At 72.4% G+C, this 21,041-nt stretch carries 18 protein-coding genes; 10 read left to right on the top strand and 8 right to left on the bottom strand.

What is annotated here, in order from left to right; all coding sequences use genetic code 11:
- Positions 1 to 169: 169 nt before the first annotated feature.
- From ACFV2J_RS40605 to ACFV2J_RS40585, 5 genes are all read right to left on the bottom strand, one after another.
- Positions 170 to 3,301: an efflux RND transporter permease subunit gene (locus tag ACFV2J_RS40605; protein WP_385095689.1), complete on the bottom strand. Its 3,132-nt coding sequence runs from the start codon at positions 3,299 to 3,301 to the stop codon at positions 170 to 172.
- 236 nt (positions 3,302 to 3,537) lie between these two features.
- Complete coding sequence (locus ACFV2J_RS40600) at positions 3,538 to 4,221, bottom strand: response regulator (protein ID WP_385095692.1); 684 nt, start codon at positions 4,219 to 4,221, stop codon at positions 3,538 to 3,540.
- Positions 4,218 to 5,438, bottom strand: a complete 1,221-nt coding sequence (locus tag ACFV2J_RS40595) for a sensor histidine kinase (protein ID WP_385095695.1) — start codon at positions 5,436 to 5,438, stop codon at positions 4,218 to 4,220. Before ACFV2J_RS40595 ends, ACFV2J_RS40600 begins: the two co-directional genes overlap by 4 nt.
- A 414-nt stretch (positions 5,439 to 5,852) precedes the next feature.
- Positions 5,853 to 6,131 (bottom strand): hypothetical protein, encoded by a 279-nt coding sequence (locus ACFV2J_RS40590; RefSeq protein WP_385088240.1) that lies wholly within the window; start codon positions 6,129 to 6,131, stop codon positions 5,853 to 5,855.
- Positions 6,132 to 6,183: 52 nt separating this feature from the next.
- Positions 6,184 to 6,975, bottom strand: coding sequence for a PspA/IM30 family protein (locus ACFV2J_RS40585; RefSeq protein ID WP_385088262.1), 792 nt, complete (start codon positions 6,973 to 6,975; stop codon positions 6,184 to 6,186).
- 269 nt (positions 6,976 to 7,244) lie between these two features.
- Between ACFV2J_RS40585 and ACFV2J_RS40580 the strand changes: the two genes are divergently transcribed.
- Together ACFV2J_RS40580 and ACFV2J_RS40575 are read left to right on the top strand one after the other, a co-directional pair.
- A complete protein-coding gene (locus ACFV2J_RS40580) occupies positions 7,245 to 7,871 on the top strand; it encodes a DUF3043 domain-containing protein (protein WP_385088242.1) in 627 nt (208 codons plus the stop codon).
- An 83-nt stretch (positions 7,872 to 7,954) separates the two neighbouring features.
- Positions 7,955 to 8,656 carry a class I SAM-dependent methyltransferase gene (locus ACFV2J_RS40575; RefSeq protein ID WP_385088244.1) on the top strand — a complete coding sequence of 234 codons (702 nt, stop codon included), beginning with the start codon at positions 7,955 to 7,957 and terminating at the stop codon, positions 8,654 to 8,656.
- Positions 8,657 to 8,711: 55 nt separating this feature from the next.
- Here ACFV2J_RS40575 and ACFV2J_RS40570 read toward each other — a convergent pair whose 3' ends face one another.
- Positions 8,712 to 8,924, bottom strand: a complete 213-nt coding sequence (locus ACFV2J_RS40570; protein ID WP_148013643.1) for a hypothetical protein — start codon at positions 8,922 to 8,924, stop codon at positions 8,712 to 8,714.
- A gap of 113 nt (positions 8,925 to 9,037) precedes the next feature.
- Between ACFV2J_RS40570 and ACFV2J_RS40565 the strand changes: the two genes are divergently transcribed.
- Positions 9,038 to 10,237 (top strand): bifunctional adenosylcobinamide kinase/adenosylcobinamide-phosphate guanylyltransferase, encoded by a 1,200-nt coding sequence (locus ACFV2J_RS40565; protein WP_385088246.1) that lies wholly within the window; start codon positions 9,038 to 9,040, stop codon positions 10,235 to 10,237.
- Between the two features lie 19 nt (positions 10,238 to 10,256).
- Here the strand turns inward: ACFV2J_RS40565 and ACFV2J_RS40560 are convergent, their stop codons facing one another.
- Positions 10,257 to 11,321 (bottom strand): class I SAM-dependent methyltransferase, encoded by a 1,065-nt coding sequence (locus tag ACFV2J_RS40560; protein ID WP_385088248.1) that lies wholly within the window; start codon positions 11,319 to 11,321, stop codon positions 10,257 to 10,259.
- 137 nt (positions 11,322 to 11,458) lie between these two features.
- Here ACFV2J_RS40560 and cobT point away from each other — a divergent pair, with 137 nt between their 5' ends.
- The 3 genes from cobT to ACFV2J_RS40545 all read left to right on the top strand — a co-directional run bounded on the left by cobT (position 11,459) and on the right by ACFV2J_RS40545 (position 15,255).
- The gene (cobT, locus tag ACFV2J_RS40555; protein WP_385443500.1) at positions 11,459 to 12,535 is read left to right on the top strand and encodes a nicotinate-nucleotide--dimethylbenzimidazole phosphoribosyltransferase; all 1,077 of its coding nucleotides are present in this window, start codon (positions 11,459 to 11,461) and stop codon (positions 12,533 to 12,535) included.
- A 207-nt stretch (positions 12,536 to 12,742) separates the two neighbouring features.
- Positions 12,743 to 14,539 carry a phosphatidylglycerol lysyltransferase domain-containing protein gene (locus ACFV2J_RS40550; protein WP_385088252.1) on the top strand — a complete coding sequence of 599 codons (1,797 nt, stop codon included), beginning with the start codon at positions 12,743 to 12,745 and terminating at the stop codon, positions 14,537 to 14,539.
- Entirely contained in the window at positions 14,536 to 15,255 is a 720-nt protein-coding gene (locus ACFV2J_RS40545; RefSeq protein ID WP_385088254.1) for a hypothetical protein, read from the top strand. The genes ACFV2J_RS40550 and ACFV2J_RS40545 overlap by 4 nt, the downstream gene beginning before the upstream one ends.
- On the opposite strand, the gene ACFV2J_RS40540 is transcribed toward ACFV2J_RS40545, so the two are convergent.
- Entirely contained in the window at positions 15,192 to 15,959 is a 768-nt protein-coding gene (locus tag ACFV2J_RS40540) for a hypothetical protein (RefSeq protein WP_385088256.1), read from the bottom strand. The genes ACFV2J_RS40545 and ACFV2J_RS40540 overlap by 64 nt on opposite strands.
- 74 nt (positions 15,960 to 16,033) lie before the next feature.
- Here ACFV2J_RS40540 and ACFV2J_RS40535 point away from each other — a divergent pair, with 74 nt between their 5' ends.
- From ACFV2J_RS40535 to ACFV2J_RS40520, 4 genes are all read left to right on the top strand, one after another.
- Positions 16,034 to 16,816, top strand: a complete 783-nt coding sequence (locus tag ACFV2J_RS40535) for an adenosylcobinamide-GDP ribazoletransferase (RefSeq protein WP_385088258.1) — start codon at positions 16,034 to 16,036, stop codon at positions 16,814 to 16,816.
- A gap of 549 nt (positions 16,817 to 17,365) precedes the next feature.
- Positions 17,366 to 18,895 (top strand): leucyl aminopeptidase, encoded by a 1,530-nt coding sequence (locus ACFV2J_RS40530; RefSeq protein ID WP_385088260.1) that lies wholly within the window; start codon positions 17,366 to 17,368, stop codon positions 18,893 to 18,895.
- 288 nt (positions 18,896 to 19,183) lie between these two features.
- Complete coding sequence (gene lpdA / locus ACFV2J_RS40525; protein WP_168527772.1) at positions 19,184 to 20,572, top strand: dihydrolipoyl dehydrogenase; 1,389 nt, start codon at positions 19,184 to 19,186, stop codon at positions 20,570 to 20,572.
- Between the two features lie 130 nt (positions 20,573 to 20,702).
- Positions 20,703 to 21,041 (top strand): biotin/lipoyl-containing protein (locus ACFV2J_RS40520; protein ID WP_385443494.1); only part of this gene is annotated, 339 nt, incomplete at its 3' end.

The raw sequence follows: 21,041 nt of genomic DNA, 5'->3' as shown, positions 1-21,041 counted from the left end.
ACCGGGGGGTTGGGTGTGCGTTTTTCTCCGACCCCCCCCGCGGCGGGCCCCCCCCCCCCCCCCGCGGGCCCGCCCCCCGCCCCCCCCCCCGTTTCCCTTGTCGAAGGCCCCGAAGACCCCCGAAGGGCCGAGAGGCGGTCAGCCCCCGGCCCTCCGGTCCTTCGGTCCCTCAGACCTGCGCCGGTTCCGGCTCCTCGTCCGGGACGGACGGCGCCTGCGGCGGGGTCCCGGCCTTCTTCTCCCGCTTCCGCTCCTTCTTGCCCGCCCGTCGCTCCTTGCGGAGTTCGAGCATCGCGTAGAGCGTCGGGACCAGCAGGAGTGTCAGCAGGGTCGAGCTGATCAGGCCGCCGATGACGACCACGGCCAGCGGCTGGGCGATGAAGCCGCCCTCACCCGTGACACCGAGCGCCATCGGGAGCAGGGCGAAGATCGTCGCCAGGGCCGTCATGAGGATCGGGCGCAGACGGTGCCGGCCACCCTCCACCACGGCCTCGACCACTCCACAGCCCTGTCGGCGGTACTGGTTGATCAGGTCGATCAGCACGATCGCGTTCGTCACCACGATGCCGATGAGCATCAGCATGCCGATCATCGCCGGGACACCCATCGGGGTACCGGTGACGACCAGCAGGCCGATCGCGCCCGTCGCCGCGAACGGGATCGAGACGAGCAGGATCAGCGGCTGGACCAGCGAACGGAAGGTCGCGACCAGCAGCATGAAGACGATCGCGATCGCCGCGAGCATCGCCAGGCCGAGGTTCTTGAACGCGTCGTCCTGGTCCTGCGAGACCCCGCCGATCTCGGCGGTCACCCCGGCCGGCAGCTTGAGCGCGTCCAGCTTCGCGGTGAGGGCGGAGCTGACCGCGCCGGTGTTGTCCCCGGTCGGCTTCGCCGTGATCGTGGCGGCCCGCTGGCCGTCGATCCGGGTCATCGAGACCGGCCCGTCCACCAGCTTCACGTCCGCGATGTCACCGAGCTTCACCGCGCCGAGACGCAGGTCCCTGAGCCCGGCCAGTGACTCGGCCGGCTTCGCCGACCTGATGACGACGTCCCGCTCGCTGTCGTCCAGGATCGCCTTGCCGCTGGTGGTGCCGCGCACCGCCTCGGTGACGGCGGCACCGAGCGTGGCGTCGTCGAACCCGGCCGCCGCGGCCTTGGAGTTGGCCTTGACCGAGATCCGCGGCACGCTCTGCGCCAGGTCGCTGGTCACGTCCGTGACGTCGTCGAGCTTCGCGACCTCGGCGCGCACCCGCTCCGCCGCCTTGCGCAGGACGTCCGCGTCGGCCGCCTTCACGACCACGCTGAGGTCCTGGTTGCCGAAGCCGTCGCCGGCCGCGACCCTCGTCGTACCGATACCGGAGAGCTTGCCCAGTCCGTCCTCGATACGGTCCTGGACGTCCGTGGCGGACGCCGAGTCCTCCAGCATGATCTGGTACGAGGCCTGGTTGGTGTCCGTGCCGCCACCGAACGCGGCCATGAACCCGGACGAGCCCACCGTGACCTGGTAGTCCTTGACGCCCTTGACGCCGCCGAGCATCCGCTCGACCTTCTTCGCCTGCGCGTCGGTCGCCGCCAGGCTGGTGCCCGGCTTCAGCTCCTGCTTGAGGGTGAGGACCTTCTGCTCGCCCTGGTCGAAGAAGTTCGTCTTCAGCAGCGGCGCCATGCCGAAGGTGCCGACCAGGACGACCGCCGCGATCGCCACGCTGGTGAGGCGGCGGCGGGTGGCGAAGCGCAGGACGGGGACGTAGAAGCGCTGCAGACGGCTGCGCGCCTCCTTCTCCTCGGCCGTGCGACGCGCCTCGTCGGCGTCCGCCGGCATGTCCTTCGGGGGCCGCAGGAACCAGTACGACAGAACCGGGACGACCGTCAGCGACACGATCAGGGACGCCAGCAGCGCCGCCGTGACCGTCAGGCTGAAGGAACCGAACAGCTCGCCCACCATGCCGCCGGTGAGGCCGATGGGCAGGAAGACGGCGACCGTGGTGAGGGTCGAGGACGTGACCGCGCCGGCCACCTCGCGCACCGCCTTGAGGATGGCCTCCTCGCGCTCCTCGCCGTAGCCGAGGTGCCGCTTGATGTTCTCCAGGACGACGATCGAGTCGTCGACGACCCGGCCGATCGCGATGGTGAGCGCGCCGAGCGTGAGCATGTTGAGCGACAGGTCACGGGTCCAGAGCACGATCAGCGCCAGCACCACCGACAGCGGGATGGACACCGCGGTGACGAGCGTGGAGCGGACCGACGCCAGGAAGACCAGGATGACCAGGACCGCGAAGAGCAGGCCCAGCCCGCCCTCGGTGGTCAGACCCTTGATCGACTTGGACACGGCCGGACCCTGGTCGCTGACCACGGTGAGCGTCGACCCGGTGCCCAGGTCCTTGCGCATGCCGGACAGCTTGTCCTTGACCGCGTCGGAGATGGCGACCGCGCTGCCGTCGTGGTCCATGGTGACGTTCACGGCGAGGCTCGGCCGGCCGTCCGTACGGGTGAGGGAGTCGGCCTTCGACGGCTCCTGCTCGACCTTCGCGACGGAGGCCAGACGCACCGGCTTCTTGCCCTGGCCGCCCGTGACCATCAGGTCCTGGATCTGGCTCAGCGAGGTGAAGCCGCCGCCGACCTGGACGGTCCGGTTGTTGCCGTCCTCGTCGAAGGAGCCGGCCGGGACGGTCGCGCCGCCCGCTTGCAGGGCCTGGCCGAGAGCGCCCGGGGTGAGCCCGGCCGCCGCCATCTTCGCGTCGTCCGGCACCACGGTGACCTGGAGGTCCCGTACGCCGTCCACCGTCACCTGGCCGACGCCGTCGATGCTCTTGAGGTCCGGGACGACCGTGCGGTCGAGCAGGTCGGACAGGGACTGCTGGTCCTTGTCGGAGGTGACGGCGAGCACCACGGTCGGGATGTCGTCCGTCGAACCGGCGATGACCTGCGGGTCGACGGCGTCCGGCAGCTGGACGCGGGCACGGTTGACGGCCTGCTGGACGTCGGCGACGAGCTGCTTGGTGTTGGTGCCGAAGTCGAAGGACGCCCGGATCACGGCGTTGCCCTCGCTGGCCGTGGAGGTGACGCCGGTGATGCCGTCGACGCCTTCGAGGGTGTCCTCGATGGGCTCGACGACCTGCTTCTCGACCACATCGGGAGACGCACCCTGGTACGGCGCGAGCACGGACACCATGGGCAGTTCGATGGTGGGCAGCAGCTGCTGCTTGAGCTGGGGGATCGCGATCGCTCCGAACGCGAGCGCGACGATCGACATCAGCCCGATGAGGGCCCGTTGCGCGAGGCTGAATCTGGACAGCCAGGACATGGGTGGGGGGTCTCTTTTCCGTGGCGTGAGTGAGTGGCGTGGTCGGCTGGACGGCAGGGACGACTGGAGGACGGTGGAGGAGCGCGTACGTGGCCCCGACGGGCTGGTGCGGCGCCCGCACCGCACAGGTGAGCGCGCTCCTGCCACCATGAGCCATCGGCGGGCGCCGATCCGTCGCCCCTGGGTCCATTTCCTTATGGGGAACCTACTGCGGGCGCAGTACGGCCCGGTGAAGTTCACTCCACCCTTGGACGTACCAGTCCCGACTCGTACGCGATGACGACGAGCTGCGCCCGGTCCCGGGCCCCGAGTTTCGCCATGGCCCGGTTGACGTGTGTCTTCACCGTGAGCGGGCTGACCTCCAGCCGCTCGGCGATCTCGTCGTTGGAGTGGCCCCCCGCGACCTGGACGAGCACCTCGCGCTCGCGCCCGGTGAGCGCGTTCAGCCGCTCCGCGCGGCCGGGGTCCCGCTCCTCGTCCGCGCCGTCGCCCTGCGCGAGGAACTTGGCGATCAGTCCTTTGGTGGCCGCCGGGGACAGCAGCGCCTCGCCGCCCGCCGCGATCCGGATGGCGTTCAGCAGCTCGTCCGGCTCGGCGCCCTTGCCGAGGAACCCGGAGGCCCCGGCCCGCAGCGACTGGACCACGTACTCGTCGACCTCGAAGGTCGTCAGCATGACCACCCGTACCTGCGCGAGCCCGGGATCCGCGCTGATCAGCCGAGTGGCGGCGAGCCCGTCGGTCCCCGGCATCCGGATGTCCATCAGCACCACGTCGGCGCGCGTCTCCCTGGCGAGCCGCACCGCCTCCGCGCCGTCGGACGCCTCCCCCACGACCTCCATGTCGGGCTCCGAGTCGACGAGTACGCGGAACGCGCTGCGCAGCAGCGCCTGGTCGTCGGCGAGCAGGACACGGATGGTCATGCGGGGTCCCCCAGGGCAGGCGTGCGGGTCTTGACCGGAAGGATCGCATGGACGCGGAAGCCGCCTCCGTACCGGGGACCGGCGGAGCAGGTGCCGCCGAGCGCGCCGACCCGCTCCCGCATCCCGAGGAGGCCGTGACCGCCGCCCTCCTCCGGGCCGTCGTCCTGTCCGGGCCCGTTGTCGAGGACGGTCACCTCCACGTTCGGACCCACACGTACGACGCTGACCTCGGCCTTCGCCTCGCGGCCCGCGTGTTTCTGCACATTGGTGAGGGCTTCCTGGATGACCCGGTAGGCGGCGAGGTCGACCGCCGCGGGGAGGGTGGTGCCGTGGTCGGCGCGGGCCACCTCGACGGGGAGTCCCGCGTTGCGGAAGGTGTCGGCGAGTTCGTCGAGGCGGGCGAGGCCGGGAGCGGGCTCCGTGGGGGCCTCGGGGTCACCGGACTGGCGCAGCAGGCCCACGGTGGCGCGCAGCTCGTTGAGGGCGGAGCGGCTGGCCTCCCGAACGTGGGAGAGCGCCTCCTTGGCCTGGTCCGGGCGCTTGTCCATCACATGGGCGGCGACTCCGGCCTGCACGTTGACGAGGGCGATGTGGTGGGCCACGACGTCGTGCAGATCGCGGGCGATGCGCAGCCGCTCCTCGGCGACGCGGCGCCGGGCCTCCTCCTCACGGGTGCGTTCCGCCCGCTCGGCGCGTTCGCGGATGGCGTGGATGAAGGCGCGGCGGCTGCGGACGGCGTCGCCCGCGGCGGCGGCCATGCCCGTCCAGGCGAAGATGCCGAGGTTCTCCTGCGCGTACCAGGGCAGGGGGCCGGCGAGCATCGCGCAGGCGGTGAGCACGGTCATCGTGAGCAGGCCGACCCGCCAGGTGGTGGGGCGGTCGGTGGCCGACGCGACGGTGTAGAGGGCGACGACGGCGGACATCACCACCGGGGCCCGGGGGTCGCTCGCGACCAGTTCCACGACGGAGAGGGCACCGGTCGCGGCGAGGACCGGAAGGGGGGCGCGGCGGCGGAACACCAGGGCCGCCGCGCCGAGCACCATCAGGGTGAGGCTCAGGGCGTTGGGGGTCCGGGCGCCCCAGCCCGCTCCGTGGCCGCCGTGCGGGTCCACGAAGGAGCTGGCCATCATGGTCACGAGTACGCCGGCCGCGAGGGCGGCGTCCAGGGCCATCGGGTGCGCGCGGAGTCTGCACTTCGTGCGCTCTAGGGTGCTCACTTCGTTCACGGTACGGGGCCCTTGCAGGGGGCGGAACGGTTGCCCACGTACCCCGGGTTCTTCGGCTTCGCCGTGGCTGCCCGTCCCTGGGGCTCCGCCCCGGACCCCGCCAAGGGGCTGCGCCCCCTGGACCCCCGCATCGCCCGAAGGGCTCGTCCTCAAACGCCGGACGGGCTGGAGATGCGGGCCTGCGCTGGATATGCGGGCTTGCGCTGGAGGTGTGCGCCTGGGGCGGATGGCTACGGCTCGGGGCGCCGACCTTTCAGCGCGGCCTCGCACCCCTGCCTTGCACCCCCAGGGCCTTGCACCTTCAGCGCAGGCCCGCACCACCAGCCCGTCCGGCGCTTGAGGACAAGGCCCTTAAGGCCGGAGCGGGGGTCTGGGGGCGGCAGCCCCCAGGGACACGACGGGGGGTCAGCCGGGGATCAGGCCGTCCCCGTGGAGCATCTCGCGGACCTCCGCGAGCGTGGCGTCCGGTGACGGGAGGATCAGCCCGGAGGGTTCCAGCGCGTCGTCGGGCAACGGAGCGCCGAGCCGGTGGACCGCGTCGAGAAGGGCGGTCAGGGTGCGCCGGAAGCCGGCCTCGTCACCGCCCTCCACCTCGGCGAGCAGTTCGTCGTCCAGCTTGTTCAGCTCGGTGAGGTGGCCGTCGTCCAGCCTCACCTGCCCCTCCCCCATGATCCGAACGATCATGTCGCCCTCCTAAGGCGTGGGACCCGGTCGGTCGCCGCTACTGCTTCCGGTGCTACTGCTTGTCGAAACGCGGGGTGTCCTGCGGCTGGGACCGGTTCTGGTCCTGTCCCGTGCCGCCCTCGATCGCCTGCTGCGAGGAGCCGCCGGCCAGCTCGGCCTTCATGCGCTGGAGCTCCAGCTCCACATCCGTACCACCGGAGAGCCGGTCCAGCTCGCTCTGGATGTCGTCCTTGGCGAGTCCGGACTGGTCGTCGAGGGCGCCCGAAGCGAGCAGTTCGTCGATGGCACCCGCGCGGGCCTGAAGCTGCGCGGTCTTGTCCTCGGCGCGCTGGATGGCCATCCCGACGTCGCCCATCTCCTCGGAGATGCCGGAGAAGGCCTCGCCGATGCGGGTCTGCGCCTGGGCCGCGGTGTACGTGGCCTTGATGGTCTCCTTCTTCGTACGGAAGGCGTCCACCTTGGCCTGCAGACGCTGGGCCGCGAGGGTGAGCTTCTCCTCCTCGCCCTGGAGGGTCTGGTGCTGGGTCTCCAGGTCCGTCACCTGCTGCTGGAGCGCGGCACGGCGGGAGAGGGCCTCACGGGCCAGGTCCTCCCGGCCGAGCGCGAGCGCCTTGCGGCCCTGGTCCTCCAGCTTGGTGGACTGGCCCTGGAGCTGGTTGAGCTGCAGTTCCAGCCGCTTGCGGGAGGTCGCCACGTCGGCGACGCCACGGCGCACCTTCTGGAGCAGCTCCAGCTGCTTCTGGTACGAGTAATCGAGGGTTTCGCGCGGGTCCTCGGCCCGGTCAAGGGCCTTGTTCGCCTTCGCGCGGAAGATCATCCCCATACGCTTCATGACACCGCTCATGGGCTTCGCGCGCCCCCTTCTGACGGACTCCAGCTCCAGGTACTGCAACAGAACCCACAGTACGGGCCCTGCATCCATTACCGCACTGTTCGGGGACGGATGCGCTCATCCCCAAGGACGACTGCGTACGGTGCCGCTCCGGCGTAGGGAGTAGGTGGAACCCGGGGTGACCCCCCGCGTCCCCTTCGCGTCCCCCCGCGAACAACGTCCCCTGTGTCCCCCTACAGACGTACGGTGTTGCCGGATCGTTCCCCCCTCGCACGACGTCCATGCCGCCGCACCCCGTACCCTTGGGTTTTGTGTTCCGTAGCCGCGCCAAGGAAGAGAAGGGCCTCGCCGACAAGGCGCAGGTGACCGACTCCAAGCAGACCCGTCACCCGCAGGCCCCCAAGGGCCGCCCCACGCCGAAGCGCAGTGAGGCCCAGACCCAGCGTCGCAGCGTCGCCCAGACGCCGTCGACGCGCAAGGAGGCCGCCAAGCGCCAGCGTGACGACCGGCGTGTCCAGCTGGAGAAGCAGCGCCAGGCGCTGGCCAGCGGGGACGAGCGCTATCTGCCCGCCCGTGACAAGGGCCAGGTGCGGAAGTTCGCGCGCGACTTCGTGGACTCGCGATTCTGCATCGCGGAATTCTTCCTGCCGATGGCCGTGGTCATCCTGGTGCTGAGCATGGTGCGGGTGGGCTCGCTCCAGAACATCGCGCTGCTGCTGTGGCTGGTCGTGATCGTGATGATCGTGGTCGACTCGATCGGCATCGCGATCCGTCTCAAGAAGCAGCTCACCACGCGCTTCCCGGACCTGCCCAAGAAGGGCGCGGTTCCCTACGCGCTGATGCGCACCCTCCAGATGCGTCGACTCCGGCTGCCGAAGCCGCAGGTCAAGCGCGGAGAGCGGCCCTGAGCGCGACATCCTTCTCCGGAGACGCGGCGGATGCCTGGCTGAGCAAGCTGGGCGGCCTGCGTGATCTCGTACGGCAGGAGCTGGTGGCCCGGCAGCTCGACGAGCAGATAGCCGGGCGGTTCCCGGTCGGGCAGCGGCTGCGGGTGCTCGACGTCGGGATGGGCCAGGGCACGCAGGCGCTGCGGCTGGCCCGCGCCGGGCATCAGGTGACCGGCCTGGAGCAGGACGGGCGGATGCTCTCCGTGGCCCGCGAGGCACTCGCCGCCGAGCCCGAGGGCATCCAGGGCCGGGTCCGGCTCATCGAGGGCGACGGCCGGGACACGGGCGTCCACTTCCTGCCCGGCAGTTTCGACGTGGTGCTCTGTCACGGCGTGCTGATGTACGTCGAGGAGCCGGACCCGCTGGTCGCGGGACTGGCGCGGATGCTGGCCCCGGGCGGGCTGCTCTCCCTGCTGGTGCGCAACGCCGACGCGCTGGCCCTGCGGCCGGGACTGGCCGGGGACTGGACGTCGACGCTGGCCGCGTTCGAGTCCGACGCGTACGTCAACCGGCTCGGGCTCGCCGTCCGCGCCGACCGGCTCGCCACGCTGACGTCGACGCTGGCGGGGATCGGGGCGCCGCTGCACGCCTGGTACGGCGTGCGGGTCTTCACGGACGGCGCGCCGGACGGGGCACCCGTCCCCGAGGACGTGGAGAGTCTGCTGGCCGCGGAGGAGCGGGCCGGGCGGACCGATCCCTACCGTCAGGTGGCGGCGCTGCTGCACCTGTGCGGCGTGCGGGGCTGACGACCCGGGTGGGCCGCCGGAGCCGGTTGCGGTGGCCCCGGCGACCTCTACCGGCCTACTCGGGCTCGGCGTGCAGGCTCATCGGCCCGTAGATCTGCGTGCTGTCCTCGAAGAGGAACACCTGGTCGGCGCCGCCCGCCAGGAGGTCCTTCCACACCTCGCCGATCCAGGACTCGGCGTCCCCCTGTGTGGTGAACTCCTCGGGCTCCACCGCGGGTTGGACCTCTGTCCCGTCGGACTTCTCGAACCGCCACGTCCATGCCGCCATGTACGCCTCCCAGGTATGAGCACACTGCACAGCGGGAGCCCGACAAGATCCGGCTCCCGTCCGAAGCCTAGCCGGGCGCGCAAGACCTGCGGGGACACGGAAAAATCATCCCCGTGGAACTGACTCTGCTCGGCACCGGCGCCCCTGAGGGCCTGCCCCGCCCCTCCTGCCCCTGCTCGTCCTGCGCGACCGCGCTCGGCGAGGACGCGCGGGCGGCCACCGCACTGCTCGTGGACGGCACGCTGCTGCTCGACCTGACGCCCGGCGCGGCGTTCGCGGCCGCGCGCGCCGGGCACACACTCGGCGGCGTACGGCAGGTGCTGCTCTCCCATCCGCACGACGGACCCGCCGTCGAGGTGCCCGCGGGGCTGCCGCAGCCCGTGCGGGTTCCGGACGGCAGCGAGTTGACCCTGCTGACCGGGCACCGGGTGCGGGCGGTGCCGATGGACGCGCCGGGCACGGGGTACGCGGTGACCGGCCCGGACGGTCAGCGGCTGCTCTATCTGCCGCCGGGCGCGGCGCCCGCCGGACTCGACGCCGACGGCGGCACGTACGCCATGGTGGCCGCCGACGTGGTGGGCCGGCCGGACGCGCTGGCGAAGCTGCGGGCGGTGGGTGCCGTCGGGCCCACCACGGACGTGATCGCGGTGCACCTCGACCACGATGTCCCACCGGGGCCCGAACTGCGGCGGCGGCTCGCGGCGGCGGGCGCCCGCGCGGTGCCGGACGGGACGACGCTGGACGTCGGCGTGTACGAGGACGTTCCCGACGTCCCGCGGCGCACCCTGGTGCTCGGCGGCGCGCGCTCCGGCAAGTCCGTCGAGGCCGAACGGCGGCTGGAGTCCTTCCCGAACGTGCTGTACGTGGCGACGGGCGGCAGCCGGGCCGGGGACAACGAGTGGGCGTCCCGGGTGAGCGCGCACCGCGAGCGGCGCCCCGGCTCCTGGCGCACCACCGAGACCTGCGACCTGGTACCGCTGCTGGCGGAGGAGGGGCCGCCGCTGCTCGTCGACTGCCTGTCGCTGTGGCTGACGGACGCGATGGACTCCGTGAACGCCTGGGACGACGCGGAGTGGGCCGGCGGCGGCGAACGCGCGCTGCGCGCCCGCGTGGAGGAGCTCACCGCCGCCGTCCGCGAAACCCGGCGCACCCTGGTCGCCGTCTCCAACGAGGTCGGCTCCGGCATCGTCCCGGCCACCGCCTCCGGGCGCCGCTACCGCGACGAACTCGGGCGTCTGAACGCGGGGTTCGGGGCGGAGTGCGAGCACCTGCTGCTGGTGGTGGCGGGGCAGGCGCTGCCCCTGCGGGGCTGATCGCGGCTCCGCTCCCGGCTCATGCCCGTCGGCGGGCGATGATCCGGTACGCGTTCGAGAAGCGGGTGCGCCTCAGGAGCGGGGCGAAGGCGTGGTCCAGGGCGGAGGCCGAGGCGAGCAACGGGGCCGACGCCCCGGTCAGGACCGTGTGCAGCCGGCGCCGCAGCGCGGTCGGCGGCGCCGGACGCCAGGGGGCGTCGAGGTCGGGCAGGACCCGCCCGAGGGCGAGCGCGAGGGCGCCCGCGAGGTCGTACGGGATGTGCGGTTCGCGGCGGTCCGTCGTGACGATCTCGCAGTCCAGGGACTCCAGTTCGCCCAGCAGGTTGGGCAGCGGCATGAGGTGGAGGTGGCGCGGCTGGCCGTAGGACACCCACCACTTGCCCAGCAGCGCGCCGAACGCGCAGTCGGGGTCGGGGACTTCGACCAGGAGATGTCCGCCGGGCCGCAGGACCACCAGGGCGGCGCGCAGTTCCTCACGCGGGTCGGGGGTGTGCTCCAGATGGTGGAACATGCTGACGACGTCGTAGCGGGCGCGCAGCCGGGCGGCGATCCGGGGGTCGCCGAGCCGGCCGCGGTGGGCCTCCTCGACCCGCCCGGCCTCCCTCGCCTTCTCGACGCGCCGGGTGGGGTCGAGCCCGTCGAAGGAGGTGTACGGGTGGACCTCCTTGGCGGCGGCCGGGAAGTAGCCGTGCCCGGTGCCGACGTCGAGCCAGCTCTCCGGTTCCGCGTACGGCAGCAGCGCGCGGGCGGCGGCGCGGTGCCGGCCGCTGCTGCCGCGGGCGCCGAGGAGCCGGTCGGTGAGGCTGTCGAGCGTCTCGTGGAAGTCACGGTGGTAGAAGGCCAGGCCCTCCGCGGTGAGCCGGGGGTTCTGGAAGGCGTGGGCGCAGTCCCCGCACTCGTCGACGACGAACGTGCCGGGCTTGCGCTGGACGAGGTCCGGCGTCCGCAGCCGGGTGCGCAGCCGGTTCGAACCGCACCAGGGGCAGTCGTCCCGGCGCGACTCGTGGAACCGGTCGGTGCCCTGGGCGAGTTCGGCCGCGTAGGCGGCGCGGTGGTCGTCGGTCGGGTGCGGTGTGGGGGGCATGGGCGCTCCTGGGAGGGGCGGCGGGGCGACTGGCCGGGCATACGACAATCCGACACAAACGGTACGTAGCGGATGGCGTTCCGGGGCGCAACGACGTGGCGCGGACGTGTTCGATCGCTGCCGGTACTGTTCGGCGAATGAGCTCGCTTAATCTCGACGACTTCACCGATCTGATCGAGCGCCCCGACGGCGGGGTGCGCCGCGACGCAGAGGCGCGCCGGGAGCGCCAGTCCGTGCCGCCCGGGGCACTGGGCCGTCTGGACGACCTGGGTGAGTGGCTGGCGGCGGCGCAGGGCGCGGTGCCCGTGCGGCCGATCGAGCGTCCGCGTGCGGTGCTGTTCGCGGGCGACCACGGGATCGCGGGACTCGGGGTGTCCGCGCGGCCCGCGGGCACCGCCGACCAGTTGGTGCGGGCGGTCCTGGAGGGCGCGAGCCCGGCCGCGGTGCTGGCGCGCCGGCTCGGTGTCCCGGTGCGCGTGGTCGACATGGCGCTGGACTGCGACCCCGCGGAGCTGCCCGCCGACGTGGTACGGCACCGGGTACGGCGCGGTTCGGGGCGGATCGACATCGAGGACGCGCTGACCGCGGAGGAGGCCGAGGCCGCGTTCCGGGCCGGTGTCGCCGTCGCGGACGAGGAGGCGGACTCGGGTACGGACCTGGTGGTGCTCGGTGACGTGAGCGTCGGCGGGACCACCGCGGCGGCCGTGCTGGTCGCGGCGCTGTGCGGGACCGACGCGTCGGTCGTCACCGGGCGCGGCGGGCAGGCCATCGACGACCTCGCGTGGATGCGCAAGTGCGCCGCCGTGCGGGACGCGCTGCGGCGGGCGCGGCCCGTGCTCGGCGACCAGCTCCAGCTGCTCGCGGTGGTCGGCGGGGCCGATCTCGCCGCGATGACCGGGTTCCTGCTGCAGAGCGCGGTGCGCAAGACGCCGGTCGTGCTCGACGGGGTGGTCTCGGCGGCGTGCGCCCTCGTCGGGCAGCGGGTCGCCTTCCGGGCGCCGGACTGGTGGCTGGCCGGCCAGACGAGCGGGGAGCCGGCCCAGGCGAAGGCGCTGGACCGGATGGCGCTCGAACCGCTGCTCGACCACGGGGTCACGGTCGGCGAGGGCGCGGGAGCGCTGCTGGCCCTGCCCCTGGTCCAGGCCGCAGCCGCGCTCGCAGCGGAGCTTCCGGTACGCCCCGCTCCCGACCCGAGCCCCTCCGACGAGGACTGACCCACCGGGAGCCCACACCCCTGCCCGGCCCCCCGCCCCGCACCAACACCCCGGTTCTCCACGGTCCCTGGAGAGGGGTGGTCGAGCGGGGCGGTCCGGCCGGGCGCCGATGGGGGCCGGCCGCGCGGTTCCCAGCGGCCCTGGGGCGCGAACCCCCGTCCCGCCCTTCCCTGACGCGGAGCACACCGCCCCATATCATCGCGCATTATGGGAGATGCCCGAATTGCCGCCGAGCAGGAGCGGACCCCGGCCCGTCAGGGCGAAGGGGACCGCGGGTCCACCGGAGCCTCGCGCAGAGCCGCCGGCTTCACCGTCTGGTACCTGCGAGCGGTCACGTTCATCAACTTCCTGAGCGCCGCGTGGGTGACGCTCGGCCAGGACGTACGGCGCCACAACACCGAGAACCTCTTCACCCCGTACCTGCTGACGGCGGGCTTCGCCTCGGGCGTCTTCACGATGTTCCTCGCCATCACCATGCGCCGCCGCAAGCGGGCCGCCTGGATCCTCAACCTCGTCCTCAGCGGGCTCTTCCTGCTGCTGTTCGCCGTCGCGATGGCGTTCCCGGAGATCCGCCGGTACGCCCAGAACTGGATCTCGCTCGCGCTGACCGCGGCGTTCGTCGCGTCGCTCGTCGTGGGCCGCCGCGAGTTCTACGCCAAGGGCGACCGCTCGAACCCGAAGCTCGCCGCCGCCGTCGCCACCGGCGGTCTGCTCGTCTGCTCGCTGCTCGCCGCGCTGCTGGTGACGGTCACCAACAGCGCGCACGACGCGTCCCGTTCCACCTTCCCGGAGCGCTGGCGCTACGGCACCCTGCGGCTGATCTCGGTCGCCGCCGACGACTCCCGCTTCCACGGGCTGGAGATCGCCAACTGGGTCAACGTCACCATCAACGTGCTCAGCACCCTGCTGGTCCTCGCCGTCTTCTACGCGGCCTTCCGTTCCCGCCGCGCCGTCGACCCGCTCACCGAGGACGACGAGAAGCGGCTGCGGGTCCTGCTCGACAAGAACGGCGACCGGGACTCGCTGGGCTACTTCGCGCTGCGCCGGGAGAAGAGCGTGGTCTGGTCGCCGACCGGCAAGGCCGCGGTGGCGTACCGGGTCGTCGGCGGGGTCTCGCTGGCCTCCGGCGACCCGCTGGGCGATCCGGAGGCGTGGCCCGGCGCCATCGAGCCCTGGCTCGCCGAGGCCCGCGCGCACGGCTGGATCCCGGCGGTGATGGGAGCGAGCGAGGAGGCCGGGACCATCTACTCCCGGCACGGCCTCGACGCCCTGGAGCTGGGCGACGAAGCCATCGTGGAGACCGCCGAGTTCACGCTCGAAGGACGGGCCATGCGCACCGTCCGGCAGGCCTACAACCGGGTGAAGCGGGCCGGCTACCGGGTGCGCATCCGCCGCCACGACGACATCCCGGCCGACGAGATGGCGTACCTCCTGGAGCGTGCCGACGACTGGCGCGACGGGGCCACCGAACGCGGGTTCAGCATGGCGCTGGGACGGCTCGGCGACCCCGACGACGGACAGTGCGTGATGCTCGAATGCACGGACGGGGAGGGCGAGTTGAGGGCACTGCTGTCCTTCGTGCCCTGGGGCCCGCGGGGACTCTCCCTCGATCTGATGCGGCGCGACCGCGACTCCGAGAACGGGCTGATGGAGTTCATGGTGATCGAACTCCTGCGCCGCGCCCGGGACATCGGGATCACCCAGGTCTCACTCAACTTCGCCATGTTCCGTTCCGTCTTCGAGCGTGGCGCGCGGCTGGGCGCGGGCCCCGTGCTGCGGCTGTGGCGCTCCCTGCTCAGCTTCTTCTCGCGCTGGTGGCAGATCGAGTCGCTCTACCGCGCCAACGCCAAGTACCGGCCGATCTGGGAGCCCCGGTTCCTGCTCTTCGAGAAGAGCGCGGACCTGCTGCGCATCGGTGTCGCGTCCGCCCGCGCGGAAGGATTCCTGGAGGCGCCGGGACTGCCGAAGTGGCTGCACCGCAAGCACCTCGAGTCGCATAGATGAGCACACTCGCCCGCCTGGTCCGCGCGGAATGGGGACTGCTGTTCGTCACCGTGCGCAGGGACCTGGAGGCAAGGCGCCTGCGAGCGATCCCCGTGACCCTCGGGGCCGTCCTGCTGACGGCTCTCCTGCAGTTCGCGCAGAACCAGTCCTGGGGCTACCGCATCGTCCAGGACATCGGCTCCGTACAGGCCGACGAACCGCTCGGGCTCGCTCTGCTGCGCACTCCGCTCTCGCTCTTCGTACCGGCCCTGGACCTGCCGGTATGGGGGGCGCTGATCCAGATCCTCGTGGTGTTCGGGATCGCCGAGATCTGCCTGGGCTGGTGGCGGATGCTCGTCATCGCGTACGCGGCCACCCTGGCCGGCACGCTCTACGCGCGTATCGCGGTGATGCTCGGCCCGGACCACCCGCTGGGCCTGCCCGCGACGGACGCGCGGGTCGTGGACACCGGGCCCTCAGCGGCCGTGGTCGGTCTCGCCGTCTTCGTGGCCTGGCGCTACCGGGCGTACGGCACGGCGGCGGTGGTGATCGCGTCGATGGCCGTCGAGGTGACGGTCAAGGGGAACCTCGCGGGCCGGGAGCACATCGCCGCGCTCGCCGCCGCCCTCGTGCTCTGCGCGATCTCCGCGCTGCGCCGCCGGCGCCGGCGGCGTCACCGGCGCCCGGGCGGCAGCCGGGCGGGCAGGGGATCGGGTTTCCCGCCGATCAGGTCCTGAAGTCTGCGCCGCGGACCCGCCCAGCGACGGTCGTGGTGGTAGGCGCGCAGCATCGACCTGGCCCGGGCACGCGGCCGTCCGCGGTAGAAGCGCCTGGCCCACGGCGAGGACGGCCGGGCCAGCCGCACCGCTCCGATCAGGGCGAGGAACGGGACGATCACGCCGAAGATCGCCATCCGGGCCTTGCCCTTGCCGAGGGCGAGCAGGGCGAAGAGGAAGTTCACGGCGACGCTGACGATGACACCGCCGCGGTCCTGCACCTCCTGCTGGCTCAGGTCGTTGACGCCGAACGGCAGGAACCCGCCGAGCACGAGCCCGACCAGGGCCGCCGTGATCAGCACGACCTCGACGCTCTTGCGGCCCTCCTCCGTCCAGTACACGTCGTCCAGGTGCAGGATCAGCGCGAACTCGTCCAGCACGAGCCCTGCGCCCATCCCGAACACCACGGCGAACGCGGAGGCACCGAAGCCCGGCCGGACACTGGCCACCGCGCCGAAGCCGCCGACCACGGTCAGGACGACACCGGGTACCACGTGATGGATGTGCAGCCCGCCCGCCTTCACGTTGCCGAACGGCCCCTTGCCCGCGCGGATGAGCCGGACGATGACACGGGTGATCACAAAGGTCAGCACGAAGGAGCCGAGCGCCAGCAACAGCGGCAGTTTTCCCGGCTCGATGATGTTCCGGTGCAACCAATGACCCATATCAGGCACTTTATCCACGCCTTCTGTCCCCGGCCGCCGCACCCGCCCGCCGCCCTCCCGGGTAACCTGCGCCGGTGTCCCCGACCCCTGTCTCCCACGGCCTGCGCTTCGCCTTCGGCACCCTGACCGTGCTCCCCGTCGAGGTGACCCGCTGGGACCGCGAGGCGGCGCGCGCCGGAATGCTGTGCGCCCCCGTGGCCGGACTGGTCGTCGGGGCGGGTGCGGCCCTGGTGGGCGTGGCGCTGCTCGCGACGGGCGCGGGCCCGCTGCTCGCCGCCGTCGCCACCGCCGCCGTACCGGCAGCGCTCACCCGCGGCCTCCACCTCGACGGGCTCGCCGACACGGCGGACGGCCTCGGCAGCGGCAAGCCCGCGCAGGACGCGCTGCGCGTCATGAAGCAGTCCGACATCGGCCCGTTCGGCGTGATCACGCTGCTCTTCGTGCTGCTCGCCCAGGTCGCCGCGCTCTTCCAGGCCTACGAGTCCTCGTGGGCGCGGGGCGTGCTGGCGGCCGTCGTCTCGGCGACCGCGGCCCGGCTCGCCCTCACCCTGGCCGCGCGCACCGGGGTCCCCCCGGCCCGCCCGGAGGGGCTCGGCGCGGCCGTCGCGGGCACGGTGCCGGTGCGCGGCGCCCTGTTGGCGGCGCTCGCGGTCGTGGCCGCGGCGGCCGGCGCGGGCGCGCTGCTGGGGACGTTCGACCTGGTCCGTGCCGTGGTCGCGGTGGCGGCCGCCTGCGCGGCGGCCCAACTGCTGCTGCGCCACTGCACGCGCCGCTTCGGCGGCGTCACGGGCGACGTCTTCGGCGGACTCGCCGAGACGGCGGCGACCACGGCCCTGGTCGTGTTCAGCCTCGGCTGACCGGCGGTCACGAAGCCGCCGCCGACCGGCCTTCGCCGGCCACGGGAGCGAAGTCCCCGCCCGGCCCGCGGAATTGAACGGGGTCGCCATGCGTCACCCGCGGGAGCGACCCGGCGGGAGGGGGCGCGTTCCACCGCGCGGGCTCCGGAACCCGTGGCGAGGTCCCCGTGGACGGTCTCCCGCCTCCCACCGGCAGCGCACGGCGCGGACGGCCGTCGCCGGCACGCCGCCGCCCCCTCCCCCTTCGCACCCGTCGCCGACGGGTGGACGAACGGTGAAGTTACTGTGGAGACGCACGTGACGCAGGGGCCGAAAGCCTCCTCCCGCGCGCCGGATGACGGGTGCGCGGGTGCGGCGGGCGGCCACCTCGCCACGGAAGGGTGAACACCCCACGACGCGGGGGCGCCCTCCCCCGCGTAGGCTCTTGTCGATTGCCCTCCCGGCCCCACCGCAGGCACCTCTCCGCTGCCAGATCAAGGATCGATGCCGGGCCCGGTCGACCCACCCAGATCGGCCACTGAAACTCAATGGAAGCGAGAATTCACCACCGTGACTGCTCTGACTCTCAGCACCGCCGCAGCGTCCGGCCTGCGGGCCGACGCGATCGTCGTCGGTGTAGCCAAGGGCGCCAAGGGCCCGGTCCTCGCACCGGGCGCCGAGGCCGTGGACAAGGGGTATGACGGCGCGCTCGCCGGCATCCTGGAGACCCTCGGCGCGTCCGGCGGCGAGGGCGAGGTGACGAAGCTGCCCGCGCCGTCCGGCTTCAAGGCACCCGTCGTGGTGGCCGTCGGCCTGGGAGCGGTTCCCGACAAGGACGAGGCGTTCGACGCCGAGACGCTGCGCCGCGCCGCCGGTGTCGCCGCCCGCGCGCTCGCCGGCGCCAAGAAGGCCGTCCTCGCCCTGCCGATCACGGACGCCGCCGACGTGGGCGCCCTCGCGGAGGGCGCGCTGCTCGGCGCGTACGCCTTCGACGCGTACAAGGAGACCGGCCGGTCCGGCAGCGCCGCCAAGAACGGCAAGGCCCCGCTCGTCGAGGTCGCGGTGCTCGGCGGCAAGCCCCGGGACGCGGCGCACAAGGCCGCGATCGCGCGCGCCACCGCCGTGGTCGAGGAGCTGAACCGCGCCCGCGACCTCGTCAACACCCCGCCGAACGACCTCACCCCCGAGGCCTTCGCCGCCGTCGCCACCGCCGCCGGCAAGGAGCACGGCATCAAGGTGCAGGTGCTCGACGAGAAGGCCCTCGAAAAGGGCGGCTACGGCGGCATCCTGGGCGTCGGCGCGGGCTCGGCCGCCGCTCCCCGCCTGGTGAAGCTCTCCTACACCAGCTCCGGCGCGACCAAGCACCTCGCCTTCGTCGGCAAGGGCATCACCTACGACTCGGGCGGCATCTCCCTCAAGCCCGCCGGGCACAACGAGACGATGAAGTGCGACATGAGCGGCGCGGCGGCGGTCTTCGCCGCCGTGGTCGCCGCCTCCCGTCTCGGCCTGAAGGTCAACGTCACCGGCTGGCTGGCGCTCGCCGAGAACATGCCGTCCGGTTCCGCCACCCGCCCCGGTGACGTGCTGCGCATGTACAGCGGCAAGACCGTCGAGGTCCTCAACACGGACGCCGAGGGCCGCCTCGTCCTCGCCGACGCGCTGTGGAAGGCGTCCGAGGAGAAGCCGGACGCGATCATCGACGTGGCGACGCTGACCGGCGCCATGGTGCTGGCCCTCGGCAACCGCACCTTCGGTGTGATGGCCAACGACGACGCGTTCCGCGCCTCGATCGTGGAGGCCGCCGAGGAGGTCGGCGAGGAGTCCTGGCCGATGCCGCTGCCCGAGCACCTGCGCAAGGGCATGGACTCCCCCACCGCCGACATCGCGAACATGGGCGAGCGGATGGGCGGCGGCCTGGTCGCCGGTCTGTTCCTGAAGGAGTTCGTCGGCGAGGGCATCACGTGGGCGCACCTGGACATCGCCGGGCCCGCGTTCAACGAGTCCGGGCCGTTCGGCTACACGCCGAAGGGCGGTACGGGGTCGGCGGTGCGGACGCTGGTGCGTCTCGCCGAGCTGACCGCGGCGGGCGACCTCGGCTAGTGCGGCTCCGCGGCCACGGGTGATCCGCGGCCGCTCGCGCAGGCCCGCGCCCTGCCGGGTGCTCCACAGCCCCGGGCGACGTGTCGCCCGGGGCTGCTTTGTCCGTGGGAAACCGGACAGTGGGACGTCTCACACACCGGCCCGGCGTCTCGAACGCCTCCGACAAGTGCGAAGATGGGTTCTCGGCAGGACAGGGCCCGAACCACAGGGCCGAAGAAGAGCGGCCGGACACCAGCCGCCGACCGGTCACTGGAGACCGGCGTGGCGCACATGCATGGAGGACGTGACGTGGCGAACGACGCCAGCACCGTTTTCGACCTAGTGATCCTCGGCGGTGGTAGCGGTGGTTACGCCGCGGCCCTGCGCGGAGCGCAGCTGGGCCTGGACGTCGCCCTGATCGAGAAGGACAAGGTCGGCGGTACCTGCCTGCACCGGGGGTGCATCCCCACCAAGGCTCTGCTGCACGCGGGCGAGATCGCCGACCAGGCCCGCGAGAGCGAGCAGTTCGGTGTGAAGGCCACCTTCGAGGGCATCGACGTCCCGGCCGTCCACAAGTACAAGGACGAGGTCATCACGGGCCTGTACAAGGGCCTTCAGGGACTCATCGCGTCCCGCAAGGTGACGTACATCGAGGGAGAGGGCCGCCTGTCCTCCCCCACCTCCGTCGACGTCAACGGCCAGCGTGTCCAGGGCCGTCACGTCCTGCTGGCGACCGGCTCCGTGCCGAAGTCGCTGCCGGGCCTGGAGATCGACGGCAACCGCATCATCTCGTCCGACCACGCGCTGGTCCTGGACCGCGTCCCGCAGTCCGCGATCGTGCTCGGCGGCGGCGTCATCGGCGTCGAGTTCGCCTCGGCGTGGAAGTCCTTCGGCACGGACATCACGATCATCGAGGGACTCAAGCACCTCGCCCCGCTCGAGGACGAGAACTCCTCCAAGCTTCTTGAGCGCGCGTTCCGCAAGCGCGGCATCAAGTTCAACCTGGGCACCTTCTTCTCGAAGGCCGAGTACACCCAGAACGGTGTCAAGGTCACCCTCGCCGACGGCAAGGAGTTCGAGGCCGAGGTCCTGCTCGTCGCCGTCGGCCGCGGCCCGGTCTCGGCCGGTCTCGGCTACGAGGAGCAGGGCGTCGCCATGGACCGCGGCTACGTCCTGGTCGACGAGTACATGCGCACGAACGTGCCCACCATCTCCGCCGTCGGTGACCTGGTCCCGACGCTCCAGCTCGCGCACGTCGGCTTCGCCGAGGGCATCCTCGTCGCGGAGCGGCTGGCGGGTCTCAAGACCGTCCCGATCGACTACGACGGTGTCCCGCGGGTGACGTACTGCCACCCCGAGGTCGCCTCCGTCGGCATCACCGAGGCCAAGGCCAAGGAGATCTACGGCGCGGACAAGGTCGTCGCCCTGAAGTACAACCTCGCGGGCAACGGCAAGAGCAAGATCCTCAAGACCGCGGGCGAGATCAAGCTCGTCCAGGTCAAGGACGGTGCCGTGGTCGGCGTCCACATGGTCGGCGACCGCATGGGCGAGCAGGTCGGCGAAGCCCAGCTGATCTACAACTGGGAAGCGCTGCCCGCCGAGGTCGCCCAGCTCATCCACGCCCACCCGACGCAGAACGAGGCGCTCGGCGAAGCCCACCTGGCCCTCGCGGGCAAGCCGCTGCACTCGCACGACTGATACCGCCCCGGCAGTACTCAGTCACCGCGTCGCCCCTGGGCGCGACGACCACAGACTTCCGCACCTTCCCCAGGCTCTCGACTCCGCTCGGGCAGCAGGGGAGACCCATTCGTAAGGAGCAACAGAAACCATGCCGGTTTCCGTAACCCTTCCGGCGCTCGGCGAGAGCGTCACCGAGGGCACTGTCACCCGCTGGCTGAAGGCCGAGGGCGAGCGCGTCGAAGCCGACGAACCGCTGCTCGAGGTGTCGACCGACAAGGTCGACACCGAGATCCCCTCCCCCGCCGCCGGTGTGCTCGCCTCCATCAAGGTCGCCGAGGACGAGACGGTCGAGGTCGGCGCCGAGCTGGCCGTCATCGACGACGGCACGGGCGCGCCCGCCGCCGCCCCCGCTCCGGCCGCCGAGCCCGAGGCCGCCCCGGCTCCGGCCGCTCCGGCCCCGGCCGCCGAGGCCCCCGCGGCTCCGGCG

Origin of the sequence: Streptomyces sp. NPDC059668 (assembly GCF_042734135.1) — a bacterium.
Lineage (GTDB): Bacteria > Actinomycetota > Actinomycetes > Streptomycetales > Streptomycetaceae > Streptomyces.
Note: the sequence above shows the minus strand (reverse complement) of the source record. Positions and strands in the feature narration are given on the sequence as shown.

Bases quoted from the DNA above. Each gene is read 5' to 3' on its own strand.
- ACFV2J_RS40605 (WP_385095689.1), bottom strand. From the start codon at position 3,301: ATGTCCTGGCTGTCCAGATTCAGCCTCGCGCAACGGGCCCTCATCGGG.
- ACFV2J_RS40600 (WP_385095692.1), bottom strand. From the start codon at position 4,221: ATGACCATCCGTGTCCTGCTCGCCGACGACCAGGCGCTGCTGCGCAGC.
- ACFV2J_RS40590 (WP_385088240.1), bottom strand. From the start codon at position 6,131: ATGATCGTTCGGATCATGGGGGAGGGGCAGGTGAGGCTGGACGACGGC.
- ACFV2J_RS40585 (WP_385088262.1), bottom strand. From the start codon at position 6,975: ATGAGCGGTGTCATGAAGCGTATGGGGATGATCTTCCGCGCGAAGGCG.
- ACFV2J_RS40580 (WP_385088242.1), top strand. From the start codon at position 7,245: ATGCCGCCGCACCCCGTACCCTTGGGTTTTGTGTTCCGTAGCCGCGCC.
- ACFV2J_RS40570 (WP_148013643.1), bottom strand. From the start codon at position 8,924: ATGGCGGCATGGACGTGGCGGTTCGAGAAGTCCGACGGGACAGAGGTC.
- ACFV2J_RS40560 (WP_385088248.1), bottom strand. From the start codon at position 11,321: ATGCCCCCCACACCGCACCCGACCGACGACCACCGCGCCGCCTACGCG.
- cobT (WP_385443500.1), top strand. From the start codon at position 11,459: ATGAGCTCGCTTAATCTCGACGACTTCACCGATCTGATCGAGCGCCCC.
- ACFV2J_RS40550 (WP_385088252.1), top strand. From the start codon at position 12,743: ATGGGAGATGCCCGAATTGCCGCCGAGCAGGAGCGGACCCCGGCCCGT.
- ACFV2J_RS40545 (WP_385088254.1), top strand. From the start codon at position 14,536: ATGAGCACACTCGCCCGCCTGGTCCGCGCGGAATGGGGACTGCTGTTC.
- ACFV2J_RS40540 (WP_385088256.1), bottom strand. From the start codon at position 15,959: ATGGGTCATTGGTTGCACCGGAACATCATCGAGCCGGGAAAACTGCCG.